This window comes from Paenibacillus sp. KN14-4R (genome assembly GCF_052180255.1).
Lineage (GTDB): Bacteria > Bacillota > Bacilli > Paenibacillales > NBRC-103111 > Paenibacillus_AM.
Genome location: NZ_CP197466.1, coordinates 3523949 through 3539015 on the forward strand (window position 1 = coordinate 3523949; position 15067 = coordinate 3539015).

General features: G+C 42.8%; 14 protein-coding genes. 2 read left to right on the forward strand and 12 right to left on the reverse strand.

Annotated features, from left to right (window positions below; all coding sequences use genetic code 11):
* Nucleotides 1-22: 22 nt before the first annotated feature.
* From ACSBOP_RS17310 to ACSBOP_RS17320, 3 genes are read right to left on the reverse strand one after another with little or no spacing between them, the layout of a single operon-like run.
* Complete coding sequence (locus ACSBOP_RS17310; protein ID WP_442601765.1) at nucleotides 23-1210, reverse strand: anhydro-N-acetylmuramic acid kinase; 1188 nt, start codon at nucleotides 1208-1210, stop codon at nucleotides 23-25.
* Entirely contained in the window at nucleotides 1203-2831 is a 1629-nt protein-coding gene (nagZ, locus tag ACSBOP_RS17315; RefSeq protein WP_442601766.1) for a beta-N-acetylhexosaminidase, read from the reverse strand. The genes ACSBOP_RS17310 and nagZ overlap by 8 nt, the downstream gene beginning before the upstream one ends.
* Nucleotides 2818-4005, reverse strand: coding sequence for an exo-beta-N-acetylmuramidase NamZ family protein (locus ACSBOP_RS17320; RefSeq protein ID WP_442601767.1), 1188 nt, complete (start codon nucleotides 4003-4005; stop codon nucleotides 2818-2820). The genes nagZ and ACSBOP_RS17320 overlap by 14 nt, the downstream gene beginning before the upstream one ends.
* A 260-nt stretch (nucleotides 4006-4265) precedes the next feature.
* Between ACSBOP_RS17320 and pdxK the strand changes: the two genes are divergently transcribed.
* Nucleotides 4266-5072 (forward strand): pyridoxine/pyridoxal/pyridoxamine kinase, encoded by an 807-nt coding sequence (gene pdxK, locus ACSBOP_RS17325; RefSeq protein WP_442601768.1) that lies wholly within the window; start codon nucleotides 4266-4268, stop codon nucleotides 5070-5072.
* Between the two features lie 69 nt (nucleotides 5073-5141).
* On the opposite strand, the gene ACSBOP_RS17330 is transcribed toward pdxK, so the two are convergent.
* Nucleotides 5142-6191 carry a YlbL family protein gene (locus tag ACSBOP_RS17330; protein WP_442601769.1) on the reverse strand — a complete coding sequence of 350 codons (1050 nt, stop codon included), beginning with the start codon at nucleotides 6189-6191 and terminating at the stop codon, nucleotides 5142-5144.
* Nucleotides 6192-6361: 170 nt separating this feature from the next.
* Here ACSBOP_RS17330 and ACSBOP_RS17335 point away from each other — a divergent pair, with 170 nt between their 5' ends.
* Complete coding sequence (locus ACSBOP_RS17335; RefSeq protein ID WP_442601770.1) at nucleotides 6362-7753, forward strand: S-layer homology domain-containing protein; 1392 nt, start codon at nucleotides 6362-6364, stop codon at nucleotides 7751-7753.
* A gap of 118 nt (nucleotides 7754-7871) precedes the next feature.
* Here ACSBOP_RS17335 and ACSBOP_RS17340 read toward each other — a convergent pair whose 3' ends face one another.
* The 8 genes from ACSBOP_RS17340 to ACSBOP_RS17375 form a co-directional block, all read right to left on the reverse strand.
* Entirely contained in the window at nucleotides 7872-8402 is a 531-nt protein-coding gene (locus ACSBOP_RS17340) for a hypothetical protein (protein ID WP_442601771.1), read from the reverse strand.
* Between the two features lie 164 nt (nucleotides 8403-8566).
* Nucleotides 8567-8959 carry a VOC family protein gene (locus tag ACSBOP_RS17345; RefSeq protein WP_442601772.1) on the reverse strand — a complete coding sequence of 131 codons (393 nt, stop codon included), beginning with the start codon at nucleotides 8957-8959 and terminating at the stop codon, nucleotides 8567-8569.
* 139 nt (nucleotides 8960-9098) lie between these two features.
* Nucleotides 9099-10016 carry a BadF/BadG/BcrA/BcrD ATPase family protein gene (locus ACSBOP_RS17350; RefSeq protein WP_442601773.1) on the reverse strand — a complete coding sequence of 306 codons (918 nt, stop codon included), beginning with the start codon at nucleotides 10014-10016 and terminating at the stop codon, nucleotides 9099-9101.
* Nucleotides 10013-10717 carry a PIG-L deacetylase family protein gene (locus ACSBOP_RS17355; protein WP_442601774.1) on the reverse strand — a complete coding sequence of 235 codons (705 nt, stop codon included), beginning with the start codon at nucleotides 10715-10717 and terminating at the stop codon, nucleotides 10013-10015. The genes ACSBOP_RS17350 and ACSBOP_RS17355 overlap by 4 nt, the downstream gene beginning before the upstream one ends.
* The gene (locus tag ACSBOP_RS17360) at nucleotides 10714-11685 is read right to left on the reverse strand and encodes a GNAT family N-acetyltransferase (protein WP_442601775.1); all 972 of its coding nucleotides are present in this window, start codon (nucleotides 11683-11685) and stop codon (nucleotides 10714-10716) included. The genes ACSBOP_RS17355 and ACSBOP_RS17360 overlap by 4 nt, the downstream gene beginning before the upstream one ends.
* A 69-nt stretch (nucleotides 11686-11754) precedes the next feature.
* Entirely contained in the window at nucleotides 11755-12615 is an 861-nt protein-coding gene (locus ACSBOP_RS17365) for a carbohydrate ABC transporter permease (RefSeq protein ID WP_442601776.1), read from the reverse strand.
* A gap of 17 nt (nucleotides 12616-12632) precedes the next feature.
* Complete coding sequence (locus ACSBOP_RS17370; RefSeq protein ID WP_442604516.1) at nucleotides 12633-13535, reverse strand: carbohydrate ABC transporter permease; 903 nt, start codon at nucleotides 13533-13535, stop codon at nucleotides 12633-12635.
* A gap of 94 nt (nucleotides 13536-13629) precedes the next feature.
* Nucleotides 13630-15066, reverse strand: coding sequence for an ABC transporter substrate-binding protein (locus tag ACSBOP_RS17375; protein WP_442601777.1), 1437 nt, complete (start codon nucleotides 15064-15066; stop codon nucleotides 13630-13632).
* Between the last annotated feature and the right edge of the window lies 1 nt (nucleotide 15067).

Here is a 15067-nt window from a genome sequence, read left to right on the forward strand (position 1 = left end):
GGAAATATCCAATAGGCCCGATTTAAGGTAATGCTAACTTACCCATAACTGTCGATATCCGTGCGCCAGTTGCGGCAGGTAAGTTGTTAGGCACACCGAACATGTAATGATCCGCAAAAATAGCGAAAGCAACTGCTTCCTTCGAGTCTCCTGTAATGCCGTATGCATCGGATGAGAGTACAGATTGATCCGGTAAATACTCAGCTAGCATGCGCATTAACGTCTGATTGTGTGCACCACCGCCAGATACAAGAACCTCATGAATCTGCTGCTTATTCAAAACAAATCGCTTATAGCTGTCCGCTATCGATCGTGCCGTAAAGGCAGTAAATGTTGCCAAAATATCTTCCGGACTAATGCCCCGGTCAATAGCCCGATGAAGCCACTCGCTCGCATACTGCTTCCCGAACATCTCACGTCCTGTCGTCTTAACTGGCGGCAGAGCGAAGTAAGGATGCTGCAGCATTTCATCAAGCATAGATTGTTCAACCGTTCCCGTTGCTGCCCAATCTCCATTCGCATCGTAGCTTTTTTCTCCTGCGCTTAGATGAAACACCGCTTGATCGATAATCATATTGCCTGGTCCCGTATCAAAAGCAATGATCTCTTCAGGCTTGCCTCCTGCAGGAAGTGAAGCACAATTGCCGATACCGCCAATATTTTGAACGATTCGACCCTTCTTCTCGTCACGGAACAAAATATAATCCACGTAAGGTGTCAAAGGTGCACCCTGCCCACCAACTGCCATATCCGCCGTCCGATAATCGCCGACAACTGGCTTGCCTGTTAGTTTTGCAATAACAGATATATCACCAATCTGCAGTGTCGAGCGTATGCCATAAGGATCACTTGGATCCTCACTTGGGATATGCCAAATCGTCTGACCATGGGAACTCACTAGGTCAATCTCATCCATCGTTAAACCTGCTCTTGCAACAGTTTCCCTTACAGCCTCAGCGAATTTTATGCCGAGATCAAAATTCATGGCACATACGTGTGGGGTACTAGAGTGATCAGGACTGCATAGCAGCTTTAATTTCTCCCGCAGTTCGTTATCATAGGCAAAAGATTCAAAGTGAACAAGCTCAGCATGCGTATGAATGCCCTGGCCTTCCATCCGTACAACTGCGGCATCAATACCATCTAGAGAAGTGCCCGACATTAGACCTACAACAAGTCGCTGCTTCTTCGACTGCAAGGTACTAAACATGGTGTGACCCATCTCCCCAGCCTGCAGGATACTTAGAACTGATTGTGACTGGCAATTTACCTAGAGCTGAAATACGACCCGTTAAGAACTTCGCTGCACTTTGCAAGGCAAGCGGTCTGTTCTCATAAATAGCAACATAAGTGGACACATCGTCAAATAACTGCAGATCATACGGATTTCGCAATGCAACTACCGCTAATGGTTTGCCAAGAGTACCTAGCTGCTTCACAAGTTCCTGCTGCTGCGGGAATAAATGGGCGTTGTACGTTCCGATCACGATCTGGTCAGCATCCGCTGCTGCCTGTGCAATGTCTTGCAGCAATTCCCCAGTCACGTCTCGTATAGGTACAATTCGCTCATCGACTTTACAGCCTTCTGCTGCAATCGCTTTACCAAGTGTCAAGATTGTATCGTAAGATTCATCGACAAGAGATGAGACAACAGCTTCCATCGAGACAACCAATGTCTTCTTCTCTTTGCTTAGTGGAAGTAATTTAGCATCATCTTTTACAAGTGTTACACTTGCTTCACTAAACGCCCGTGCCGCTTCCATATGTGCCGTACAACCTACTTCTGAAAGATCGGCTAACTGGCTTTCCTTCTCATTAAAAAGACCCCGTTTGCGCTTTAATGCCATGAGTCGTTCGACCGATTCATCAATTCGGGATTCAGCAATCAATCCTTTTTCAACAGCTTGAACGATGGCTTCAATCGCTCCAATTTGACGATCCTGGCGATGACTAATTAGAATCATGTCTGCCCCAGCTTCTACCGCCATAACAGCTGCTTCAACCGTACCATAATGAGTCGCAATCGCTTCCATCTCCATGCAATCTGTCATGATAACACCTTGATAGCCTAGCTCTTCACGCAAGAGTCCAGTTAATACTTGGTAAGAGAGTGTGACAGGAAGCTGATTCTCATCAAACGCTGGAAAATGAATGTGGGATGACATGATCGCATCTACCCCCGCATCAATCGCTTCTATAAACGGACGCAATTCGACCTCATAAATGCGTTCACGAGAATGTGAAATCGTAGGTAAATCAAGATGTGAATCCTTTTCTGTATCGCCATGTCCCGGGAAATGTTTAGCTGTTGCGACAATTCCTGCATCTTGCAAACCATGAATCGCCTGTCTACCGTACTTCGCCACAAGCTCTGGTGATTCCCCATATGAACGCACTCCGATCACTGGATTTCGCGGGTTGTTGTTCACATCCATATCAGGCGCATAGTTCAGATTAATACCAAGTGCTTTCAGCTCTTTGCCTGTGATAGAAGCTGCTTCGTACACAGCCTCTTCTGAACCGCCTGCTGCAAGTGCCATATTACCTGGCATTAGCGCTACTCCATCTGTTAATCGAGCAACCATCCCACCTTCTTGGTCAATGGCAATCCACAAAGGCGCAACTCCTGATTCGGAAGCAACGGCTTGCAAATCATGACTTAATTTCGCCACTTGATCTGTATCTATTACATTGCGGCTAAAGTAAAGCACACCGCCAATACGTTGTTTTTGAATCAATTGTTTGATATCTTCAGTTGGCACTGTACCTTCAAAACCGCATTGAACCATTTGCCCAACCTTTTCGAGCAATGTCATTTTACTTATGTCCATTTTCACTCACCCCATATATCAAATAAGGCTGACGCGCCTTCTCCCATTGTTCCAGTTGATCATTCCAGCTCGCGATAATTTGAGTCAATCCTTCTTGCGTATGAATGCTCAGTCGAACTTGTTCACTTCCTGTTAATAGATCAATGAACGGTTTGCTTTCTTCAGAGAAAGGAGTTAACCATTCAAATTCTTGTTCATGCATGGTGATGACATGATGCAGCAAATGTAGTCCCGTTTCTACTGCCTTGAACTTCACTGGATCCGTTACGAATAGCCGAACCCCATGACACAAATCGCCCTGATGCTTGGAGAATGTCGGTGTAAAATAAAGTGCATGGAAATGCACGCCTGGTAATGCAAGCGCGTTCATTGTATCAGCAAGCTTAGAAGCTTTTAACCAAGGTGCGCCTATCATTTCAAAAGGTAGTGTTGTCCCTCTGCCCTCCGACAGATTCGTTCCTTCAAAATAGCACGTTCCTGCGTACACACGAACAGTTTCCATGGTCGGCATGTTCGGTGATGGCAGCATCCAAGGTAACCCCGTTGCAGTATACTCCATATCTCTTGTCCAATTTTGCAGTGGAACAACGCTCAGATCACAGCTAGGATTCATTTGACTGTTAATATATTGAGCCATTTCTCCAATCGTAAGACCGGATCGAATGGGAATTTGCCATGCACCAACAATCGATTCAAAGCCAGATTCCAGCATCCCACCTTCAAAATTAAGCCCACCAAGCGGATTCGGGCGATCCAATACGACAAGGTGCTTCCCATGCTTTGCACAAGCTTCCATTGCATAAATTAACGTAGAAAGATAGGTGTAGAATCGGATACCTAAATCTTGAATATCAAACACGAGAACATCAATTGCATCCATCATTGCAGCGGTTGGTTTTTTATGCTCTCCATATAAGCTAAATACCGGAACTTGCAGTTCGCTATCAAATTCATCCTCAAACAACACACCTGCTTGTCGCTCTCCACGAATACCGTGTTCGCATGCGAACAGAGCTGCTAGTTTGGCAGATTTTAAATTGGCACAAACCGAAACGGTTGATTGAAAATGACGATTTATTCCCGTTGGATTTGTAAGTAACCCTACACGTTTACCTGCTAAAAATTTCTCTTCAAAGCTAGCCAATTGATCCGCACCTGTTAATACTTCAACCATGCTCTAGCCTCCAGTTGTAATTTCATATTTATTATTGCGACTTACGATATTTCCATCTTTTACCCCTGTTCTGTTATCGCTTTCAGGGCTATTCTCATTGTATCGTTTATGAAATTTAATTTCAATTAAATTTTGATTAAATGAAATTTTATTTTATAAAAATATACTTGGTTCCCGTCCCCAGAATTGGGTATAATCGTATCAGTAATCAAACACTAATGAATATAATCGATTCGATCATCGATATTGGAGGAACCCACATGTATAAAGCGTTAACAATTGCCGGATCCGACACGAGCGGCGGCGCAGGAATTCAAGCCGATCTTAAAACTTTTCAGGAGCACGATGTTTTCGGGATGACTGCACTTACGGTCATCGTAGCACAAGACCCGAATAACGGTTGGTTCCATAATGTGTTCCCAATTGCAGTCAGCACACTAGAAGCGCAGCTTGAGACTGTAGTAAAGGGTATTGGCGTAGATGCACTAAAAACAGGTATGCTCGGCTCTAGCGAAGTGATCGAACTTGTTGCGCAATACATTGATAAGCATAATCTTACGAACGTTGTCGTTGACCCGGTTATGGTATGTAAAGGCGCAGACCAAGCGCTGCACCCTGAGACGAATGAAAGCTTGCGCGATCAACTTGTACCACGAGCAACGATCGTAACTCCGAACTTGTTCGAAGCTTGGCAGCTAAGCGGTCACGGCCCTATTCAAAGCGTGGAAGACATGCAAGAAGCGGCTAAGCTGATTCATGCAAAAGGCGCGAAATACGTCCTTGTTAAAGGCGGCAAGCTGCCAAATGATGATCGTGCAGTCGATGTACTCTATGACGGTGAAACATTCGAGCTATTCATCGAAAAGCGCGTTGATACCAACTTCACTCACGGCGCAGGTTGCACATACTCAGCAGCTATCGCAGCTAATCTTGCCAAAGGACTCTCCGTCTTGGAATCCGTACGCCAAGCAAAAGAATTCGTAACAGCAGCAATCCGTAACTCCTTTGCTTTGAACGAATATGTAGGCCCAACGCGTCACAGCGCACTGCGTTTATGTGATAAATAAAAATATTTCCGTACACAACAAAACTCCACACCCCCTCGTATGAGGAAGTTGTGGAGTTTTTAATTTTTATTAGGGTTTCACCGGCAATTGAAGCAAGAAGTCTGTTGCCTCTTTCAACGTAGCAACAGGAACAAGCTTCATCGTAGAGCCAATTTCAGCGATCATCGCCCTCGCGTCTTTTTCATTCTGATCCGATGGGTTCACGTCTTTCGGTACAAGGAAATATTGCGCCCCCTCCTGACTTGCTCCCACGATCTTCAGCTTAATCCCACCGATCTGACCGACCTTTCCTTCTTCATCCATCGTACCTGTTCCAGCGACCTTATAGCCTCTTGTGTAATCTTTATGCTCTAGCTTAGATACAATATCCAGTGACAGCATCAGTCCCGCAGAAGGTCCGCCAATATCGCCGAAATTAAACTCGATTTTCTCTGTAGGTGTTGAACTCTTTACTTCATCAAAGTAAAAATATAACCCAATCTTCTTCGTTTGATCACTTGATGTATAACTCATCAAAGGCAGGCTCATATCCAATTTCTCTTTTCCACGAGTCACCTTTACTTTGCAGAGGTCCCCCTCCTTCTTCCCTGCAAATAACCGCTTTAAATCATCCGCGGTACGTACATCCTCTCCATCTAACGCGATGATAATGTCGCCTTCCTGCAGCTTTCCGTAGCTTTTTGATTCCTTAGGGATGGATTGAACAATGACGCCTTGCGGCACAATTTGAATCGGTTTTTGTAAGTAACGATACGCTGCAATAATCGCATTTTGCTCCGAATCATCTCGCATCCAATCAAGCAGCTGATTATAGGCAGTTAGATTCGTAATATTAGCCATTACCTTCTCGATTGGTTCGAACTCCGCATATTTTTGCAACTTATAATACAGATACATCAATGGATTAGGCTTCGTAATCGATAATACCGAAGTGAATAAGAAATCCCCTTTCTCCACTCCCTCACTACCTGGAACCTTCACGCGCTTACTCACCGATTCTGCAGGATTCACCGTCCGTATCTGATAAGGCAAATAGATGAATTGCACGCCTACAACCAAGATCAGTACGACAATTAGCGAGTAGACTAACTTTTTTCTTCGCCATAATCGCTCTAACATAAGACGCCTCCAGTCCCACATATAGAATTTACTTCGTTATTGTTTTTGCAAAATTATAAAAAATAAATTGACACCTCAATGAGGGGGTGATAATATCCTTCTTAACAAAAAAATCCAAGTATTCTTATATGGATTAACAGAATTTACAAAATTACGGAGGTGCCTTACTCATGAAATTATTCAAACGAAATTTGCACAAACCTCTCAAGACACTTGTCCTATCCAGTCTTATTCTCACTGCAGCGCCGCTCTATGCGTTACCAGCTCAAGCTGCTATTACATCCACACAGCCGTCTACAACGGCACAGCTAACGCTTGCTAATGAGTATAAACAATATGTACAAGATCAATATGGGCTTACGCTTTCAGAAGCAGCTACAAGAGGCGAGTTTGTGAATGCCGTTAGCCGTATCCTGCAATTGGAGCTTCAAGATAAAGCCAATCCTTTTACCGATATTCAAAAAGATAGCCCCTATTATAAGGCCGCTAACGCTTTATATCAACATGGAATCCTAACAAGAACCACATTGGAAGCTACGGAGTCTCTTACACAGCTTGACGCAACTTTCATTGCGCTAAAAGCTTCCAATCTCAAGGAACTCGCTTATACCTATCCGGAAGTTAAAGTTCGCGCTGCACTGAAAAAGTTACATATCGATTATGATCAAACGAACCTGTTTACCAAACAAGCCGCACAAGAAGTTGCCGCCGCAGTGGACACAGGGCTGATCCCTAGTGATCTTTACGATACATTCAATCCTGAAGCGCAAGCTTCATCTGATTTTACCGCTGTGCTGCTTGGCAAAATCTTAACATTCAACGGCAACTACAAGCACGATATTGGCAATGTGTTTGATAAAGACATTTTCAAACATGTATATGAAGCTTACAAAACCGAAGATCTTATATCTGCACCTGAGCTTCGTACCATTTTCGATACGGCTCTTAAGCAAAATTTAGTAACGGGCTACAACCTTAAAGATGCGCGTTATAATGCTAATTTCAATCCAAAGCTCTCGCTAACATATGGCCATTCTGACATCACCCATGCGATTCAATTAGTGGGACTTTTACGCAGTGAGAACATCAATGCCAAAGTTCAACTTGAGCCGAAGACATCTGCCTTTATTTATTTAAAAGAGTGGGGCGAGCCTACACAATCTGATGATTATCAAGTGGTACAAATTGAGAACGGCAATTACATCGCTTACGCGAAAGAATATGACATCGCCTTTGAATTTGATACAGTTGAACAAAAAGATAAGTTCCAGAACGTAATTGCTTCCTATGCGAAAAAGAATGAAGAAAATCAAAAAGGCCTAATCGCTGCATCATGGTGGCAGCCCCTATATTATTCCCTAACCAAACAGCAGGACTACCAAGTCATTGCGAACAACAAAATTTCGAAGGGGCATTACTACGCACAATCATTCTCACAAGAGAAACAAGCTGCTGCTGTAACAGCAGGTTTGAAAAAAATCTCCCCTAAATCTCAGGTTGATTCCTACACCTTCTGGGTGGATGAGCCATTCTATCGTTATTTATCAGGTGAATACAAATAAATTATTTCCACTTAGAAAAGCCTTGAAATTCAAGGCTTTTCCTTTTATTCACAAAAAAAATAGCGACTCTGCCGCTCACACTAGGTATGAACTACTTCGTCCCTTATTTTTAAAGAAATTAACGATTAAATTGTGTATCTACAACATACTTGTTCGTCATTAGCCAGCCTTGGCCCTTATACGTATCGATCTTCCCTCTTGCCCGATCCACATATAGCGTTTCCTTGCATTTATTACATTTTCCTGTATTCGTAAAAGCAGAGAGTTGAACGGTGTAAATCGCCCCACACTTACAATCGATCTTGTAAAAGGCAGACTTGTTGTTATACGCCGCTAGCAGCTTATCGTCGCCCTCTGTTTCCTCAGGTTGGGCTGGCTTGATACGAGCCTTGGCTTTTTCCTCATCCGTCATATACAAGCTGACTTCTTTTTGATACAGACCAACAACACGGAAATCTGCGATATGGCTCGGATTAAGCCCATACGTTTCATCGTAACTTGTTGTCACATAGTTTTTACCTTGCTTGAAGTGCTCGATGAATTCTGTAATTTTTGATTTTGGTAGGTTGACTTGACCTTTATAGCCCGTAATCAACGTATACACAAGGGTAAGCAAAGGCTCATTGAGTTGTTCAAAATTATTTCGCATAGCACCCATCCAATTCCTGAAAGTTTCAATTCGAATACATGTAATCATCTAACTAGTCTTTTGCGCGCAAACACTTGTTATATGCTATAATTTGCTAATTAATCCAGTTTTGACACTAATAAGAAGTATACATGAAACTTTTCGTAATTGCGAACATGCCCAAATTAATTTCTCTTCCCTGACCCGAATGCGATTACATAACCATCAGGATCTTGAATCGCAAATTCCTTCCAAGCTCCCCATCCTTGCTCTTCCACGACAGGCTGCTGCACAAATTCAGCACCTTTCGTCTGCAATTCATGAAATAAAGCATCCAATTCAACATGCGTATCTACATAAGCATATGTATTCCATGGAACAACTTGCCCCTTACCCGCTTTATTCGGTCTAACATCCTCGATAGAAAACGCTTGCATAAGTTTAAAGCCTAGTGCAAAATCATCTCTAACTGCCCACCAATCCGTTACTTCACAGCCTAATACATGCTCATAAAACCGCTTCGAACGCTCTAGATCGGAAACCAACAATACCTGAACGGAAAATTGAATCTTACTCATCCTTAATCCTCCTTGTTATCCAAACTGTTCATAGTGGTTTTGTATCCTTTTTCACTTAATGTTCCATTTCGACAATAAAAAATAAAAATCCTGCAAAAAAAGATGACCCTCTATAAAATAAAAGGGTCATCTTCTCATTTTACTTACGCAAACGGTTTAAAGCCATAAGAGCTGCACCGCTGGCTGCGTCTTTTCGCGCAGGTATGCATGTCATATTTGGATAAGCTCGTTTCAACTTGTCCCTAAACGCGGCCTGTACATACGTATTATGAAGCAATACACTTCCTGCCATGCCAAGACTGCCTTGCTGCAAGCTCAGCTTTTCTGCGACTGGTACGATCAGTTCGAACAAGGACTGCGCACTTTTCTCTGCAATTGCTAGAGCCGCTTCATCCCCTTGATCGCAAGCACGTGTTAAAATAGGCGCAAGTGCAGCAATGTCTTTCTTGTTCGTACTTTTATCATATACAAACTTGATAATCTGCTGAACGGACTCCATTTGAAGTTGTTCATAGATCATTTGTGGAACGACCGAGGCAGCCGTTCTTCCATCATTCGTCCGTACGAGCAGTGAAAGCAGGTCCCGTCCAATGCTGTATCCACTGCCTTCATCATCGATGAGGTGGCCATAACCGCCTGCACGACAAGTCAGTCCAACTTCATTCTTCCCGTAGCAAATCGAACCTGTACCTGCAATGACGATCATCCCGTATTCACGTTCGTGTGCACCGCACAAGGCTGTTTCTTGGTCGCCAGTTATGAGAAGTTCGCCTTGATAGCCACATTCCCTAACACTTGCTTCTAAACGGGTAATTACAGTTGGATTACTGACTCCTGCTGCACCGATGCAAACCTGCGCACAGTGCTCAAGTCCTCCGCATACCTCAGCTATCGTCTGGAATATAAACTGCAAGCTCGCATTTACACTCGCTTCATCTTGACCATTATAATTAATCGCACCCGATGTAAAAGTATGAACCACAAGACCATCTGCATCCATTACATGCACAGCTGTCTTTGTGCCACCGCCATCTAACCCTGCTACATACATGATCATAGTTCCGAATTCCGCAAGCGCATCGTTTCTTCTGGAACCATAAATGTCTCGGCATACTGCTTACGAGCTTCGATCCCGCGAACTCTGGCCAGATGCTTATAGTACTCCAAATAAGGGAACGATTTGCTGCCGGTTACGAACCAATGTAAAGACAATGCTTTTAGCCATAGATCATACGCTTCTTGAGAGAAATCAACGTACACATAAGGACGGTAGTCAACCGCATCTTCCCAGTTCTCTGCATAGTACAGCTTGGATGCAAAATGAGCAGGAAGCTCACGTGCAAACGATCCTAGACCTGCAAAGAAGCGTGCATCGTTTACAATGCGATGAGTCGTCATATGATCCTTGTGCATGCTATTTTTAAAATGTGTGATAATGATGTTCGGACGCACCTGACGAATCACATCACACACCCGATATCGCATTTCTTCGCTATCCGCAAGCTCACCGTCAGGGATTTCAAACACAATCGATTCACCGCCGAGCATGTCAGCGAATGCTTTCGCCTCATTGACCTTCTGCGCACGGTATTCTGCCATATCTTGGCCTGCTGGTACACCGCGTTCACCCGCTGTTAGCGCCAGTGTCACAATATGATCACCCATTAAAGAATGGCTCGCTAAGACGCCACCTGCCGTAAGTTCCATATCCCCCACATGACCACCGATTGCTAGAATCGTTAACTTTTCCCTACTCATTGTTCAAGCTCCCTTCTCATGATCGCGAATTGTTTAACTACCTTAAACCCAGCCTTCTCATAAATGCGAATTGCTGGGTTAGAGATTCCTGTATATAAAGACATATAATTTGCGCCAACATTTTGAAATGCTTCACACAAATTAAAGAATAACAGTGTGCCTAGACCATGACCTTCATGATCTGGATGAACACCAATCCCTGCAAAATAACCCCGACCAGTCTCCTGACGGATAACAGGCCCTGCAAAACCAACAACCTTGTTATCATGAGCTGCAATGACGACAGGAACGCCGTTTGCAGTCGATTGTCCGATTTCTTTGTGCCATAAGGGGTTATCAAATCCAGCTAACATTTCTTGCACGCCGGCGTGCTGCGATGGATCGAACAAGCTGACAGTATAACCGTCAGCTTGTGCTCGTTCCTCTTTTGATCTTACATCTTCAGGAATAGTGAAACCGGTCAGATTCAAATACATCGCACTTTGTTTTGTCCGCTCTACATATCCCTGACCAAGCAAGAATGCATAGAATCGACTTGTTACCGGCACACCAGGCGCATTGTTATGCTCATGTCCGGGTGTGTCCGGGATGTACCAAGGCAGCAGCATCGGATTGAAAAATAAGATGTCCGCTTGCCTTTTGTTTAATTGTTTAAACCTTTGCTCCAATGCCTTGAGCATCATGGTGTAGTTCTCATCGGTGACAAAATCTTGAGCTAATATGATACAAGTGATGTACCCTGCGACATCTCCAAGGGGCAGATCATCTCCTGTACACCCACAAGCGAACCCTTTGACCTGCTCGTTATCCAATAATAGAAACGTATTATGACGATCAAAGTGAGGATTCGAAACAAAAATATGTTCAAAGCTTTCCTCCGAAAGCTCCTTATATCCATCTTTTACGGCTTCGTCGTTCCAAAGTGAAATGACCGCTTGTGTATACTGCTTATCCCAAGGGATGATCATGATGATGCGATACCTCCAACCATTCAGGAATCGAATTAAAGCTAGCGTAAGTGCAGTGAATGAAATGTATTAACCTTTCACAGCGCCTACTGTTACACCCTCAAGGAAGTACTTTTGCAAGCTAAAGAATAGAATAAACATCGGCAGTGCAGAGATCGTCGCGCCAGCCATCATCGGTGAAATAAACGTTGTATTTGCAAAACGGAAGTTTTTAAGTCCAACTTGGATCGTTTGCATTTCCATTGAATTCGTTACAAGTAACGGCCAGAAGAATGTATTCCAGCTATCCATGAACGTAAGAATCGCCATAACGGCTAATACCGTTTTAGACAAAGGTAAGACAATTTTTGTGTAAATTCGGAACTGGCTGCATCCCTCGATTTTGGCACTTTCCAAAACTTCAGTTGGGATACTGCTCATAAATTGTTTAGCTAGGAAAATATTATAGACGGTCACAATACCAGGTACGATTAAGGCTGTATACGTATTTTGCAAATTAAAGATATTCACCATCATAACGTATAAAGGAACTTGCGTTACTTGGTAAGGAATCATCATCGATACGAGTAGAACACCAAACAAAATGCCTCTACCTTTAAAACGAAGCTTCGAAAATGCGAATCCTGCCATACTAGCAAAAATAACATTAGAAAGCGTAATCGAGCCTGCTACAATGAGGGAGTTCAAAATCCATCTGTAGGAATACTCACTGTAATCGAAGAAGAACTTAAAGGATGCAAAAGTAAATTTGCTTGGTAGAATAGAGTAAGTAACTGCTCCTGCCTCGACTGGGTCAGAAAAAGATGAAATGACCATGAAATAAATTGGGAATATCGTCGCCAAAGCAAAAAGTAGAAGGATTGTAAAAATGATTGCGTTTCTAATATATTTCTTTTTGGGATTTCCCGTATGGTTACTGTACAATGCCATTTTTGTATCCCCCTCTCTTAATACTCGACGTCTTTACCCGCGTATTTAAATTGAATTAATGAAATAAGAGCAATAATTAATGCTAGAATCAAAGATTGTGCTGAAGCTTTACCGAAATCCATAAATGTGAACGCATTATTGAAGATAAGTAGACCCACCATCGTAGTCGCATTATCCGGTCCACCACCGGTCATAAGGAAAGCATTCTGGAACACTTGGAAGGAACCGATTACACCTGTTACCAACAAGAATAATGTTGCAGGTTTTAGGCTTGGCACAACGATGTGCCACAATCTTTGGAAGAAGTTCGCTCCATCAAGCTCAGCAGCCTCGTAGTAAGTCTCATCAATACCCAATAAACCAGCAAGATAAATAATAATACTTGTTCCGTGACTGGACAGCCAGGACATCAGAACCAAGGAGAACATCGCGTTGCTGCTTGTACCGAGCCAGTTCTTGTTTTCAACTCCGAAGAAACTCAGTAATTGGTTCAAAATACCGCCAGACATTGGATCATAGATCCATAACCATACAACAGACAAAGCAACACCTGATGCAACTACCGGTAAATAATATACCCCTTTAAAGAAAGACTGTGTCTTCTTCTTAAGTGGTAAAATCAAAATTGCAATTCCCATGGAAAGCAATAAGTTAACAGGTACAGTTGCAATTGTATATACAACAGTGTTTTTCAATGACTTCCAGAACAATTCGTCTTTAAGTGTTGCCACATAATTATCAAATCCAATAAAAGTAGAGCCTAGTGGCTTAAAGTCTTGAAAACTAATAATAATTGCTTTGATAACTGGGTATGCAGTGAACATCGCAAAAGCGATCAAAGCGACCGCAATGAACACATATCCCCAGACACCTTCTTCATTGAACCTTCTTTTTTTCATCGGTTTTGCGATATTAGCCATCATGTCAACCCCGTTTCAGAAACTTGGTTTATAAAATTTTCGGATAGTCGCAAGAAGTAATGCACGACTATCCGAAAGTGAAATCTTCTTTTAATTAGTCTTTTACAACACCGTCAGCGCCAAACGTTTGGATCGCAGCAGCCTTCACAGCTTCATACATTGCTTCTGGCTTCAATTCGCCTGCAAGTACAGCTTGTAATTTAGGAATGATAACTTCTGTTTCCAATTTGATTGCTTTAGCTTCTAGCTCAGTTGGAATATCAGAACGAGCTGGAGTTGCATTTTTAAGCATATTCTCTACAGCAGCAATATTATCTGGGTTTCTGTCGACCTTCATGTTAGCAGCTTCTTTTTTACCACTTTGCGTGATCTGTGCAGCGAATAAGTCGTTGTTTGTTGTTGCAGCAACTTTACCGCTTGAAAGGAAGTAAGCAGCTTTCATTACGTTTGCTTTGTGCTCAGCAGTTGGATCTTTTTTACCACGGAATGTTAAGTAGCCATCAACTACAGTTGAAGAAGAAGCTTTAGCACCTTGGAATGTTGGAGCTGGCAATACGATGTAATCTAATGGAATACTGTCTTTTACAGCACTGCCATCATTAGCTTTGATTTTCGCATTATTTGTTTTTGCAGAGTTTTCAAATACAGCAAGACCTTTACCTGTAACCATCGTTTGACCTGTCAAAAGCATGTTCCAACGCTTACCAGCGTCAACGGAACTAAGCTCTTTCGGCATCGAACCGTCATCGATCAATTGACGAAGATCTTTCAAAAGTCCAAGGTAGTTTTTGCTTGTGTAAGCATATTTCATATCTTTCGTAAATTTGTGCGGCATACCAGCATTTTTCGCCATGATTGCCAAGTAGTCAATTGCAGCTACACCTTTAGTCGCGAATACGAAACCATAACGTGTTTTGTCGCCTTCTTTAACTACACCTTTTTTGATTGCTTCACGGAATTCGTCGTAAGTCCAACCGTTTTGTTGAATTTTCTTCCAATCGATTCCTGCTTTTTCTAAGAACTCTTTGTTACCGCCAAGTGCGTGAACTTCCATGTAAGCTGGTAAGCCGTAAAGCGCATTACCTTTCTTCATGTACTCAAGCGGCGTTTTATCATAATCACCTGACATCTCAGGTGTAATTACATCAGAGATATCCATAAGAAGACCCTGTTGTAAATACTTCGGAATTGTCTCAGATCCACCGAACGCGATGTCTGGAGGGCTTCCTGCATTTACTTGTGTATCCAATTTTTGCTTCACATCTTCCCAGCTAGCTGGTTCGATTTTCAAAGTCAAGTTCGGGTACTTTTCAGTGAATTCTTTTGAAATTTGATCAAAAGTCTTTTGGAAGTTTGGAGAAACTGGAGGTAAAAGTGCAGTAATTGTGTCTTTTGCACCAGCATCAGCTGTTTTGCCTGGAGCTGGAGTGTTAGCAGCATCTTTTTTCGTGTCGCTACCACAAGCTGTAAGTGCGGAAGTTGCCATTGTTAATGCTAATACGGAAGTAATAAGACGCATTTTTCTTTTCATT

Coding starts and splice junctions, on each gene's coding strand:
- ACSBOP_RS17310 (WP_442601765.1), bottom strand. CDS start 1,210: ATGTTTAGTACCTTGCAGTCGAAGAAGCAGCGACTTGTTGTAGGTCTA.
- nagZ (WP_442601766.1), bottom strand. CDS start 2,831: ATGGACATAAGTAAAATGACATTGCTCGAAAAGGTTGGGCAAATGGTT.
- ACSBOP_RS17320 (WP_442601767.1), bottom strand. CDS start 4,005: ATGGTTGAAGTATTAACAGGTGCGGATCAATTGGCTAGCTTTGAAGAG.
- pdxK (WP_442601768.1), top strand. CDS start 4,266: ATGTATAAAGCGTTAACAATTGCCGGATCCGACACGAGCGGCGGCGCA.
- ACSBOP_RS17330 (WP_442601769.1), bottom strand. CDS start 6,191: ATGTTAGAGCGATTATGGCGAAGAAAAAAGTTAGTCTACTCGCTAATT.
- ACSBOP_RS17335 (WP_442601770.1), top strand. CDS start 6,362: ATGAAATTATTCAAACGAAATTTGCACAAACCTCTCAAGACACTTGTC.
- ACSBOP_RS17340 (WP_442601771.1), bottom strand. CDS start 8,402: ATGCGAAATAATTTTGAACAACTCAATGAGCCTTTGCTTACCCTTGTG.
- ACSBOP_RS17345 (WP_442601772.1), bottom strand. CDS start 8,959: ATGAGTAAGATTCAATTTTCCGTTCAGGTATTGTTGGTTTCCGATCTA.
- ACSBOP_RS17350 (WP_442601773.1), bottom strand. CDS start 10,016: ATGATCATGTATGTAGCAGGGTTAGATGGCGGTGGCACAAAGACAGCT.
- ACSBOP_RS17355 (WP_442601774.1), bottom strand. CDS start 10,717: ATGAGTAGGGAAAAGTTAACGATTCTAGCAATCGGTGGTCATGTGGGG.
- ACSBOP_RS17360 (WP_442601775.1), bottom strand. CDS start 11,685: ATGATCATCCCTTGGGATAAGCAGTATACACAAGCGGTCATTTCACTT.
- ACSBOP_RS17365 (WP_442601776.1), bottom strand. CDS start 12,615: ATGGCATTGTACAGTAACCATACGGGAAATCCCAAAAAGAAATATATT.
- ACSBOP_RS17370 (WP_442604516.1), bottom strand. CDS start 13,535: ATGGCTAATATCGCAAAACCGATGAAAAAAAGAAGGTTCAATGAAGAA.
- ACSBOP_RS17375 (WP_442601777.1), bottom strand. CDS start 15,066: ATGAAAAGAAAAATGCGTCTTATTACTTCCGTATTAGCATTAACAATG.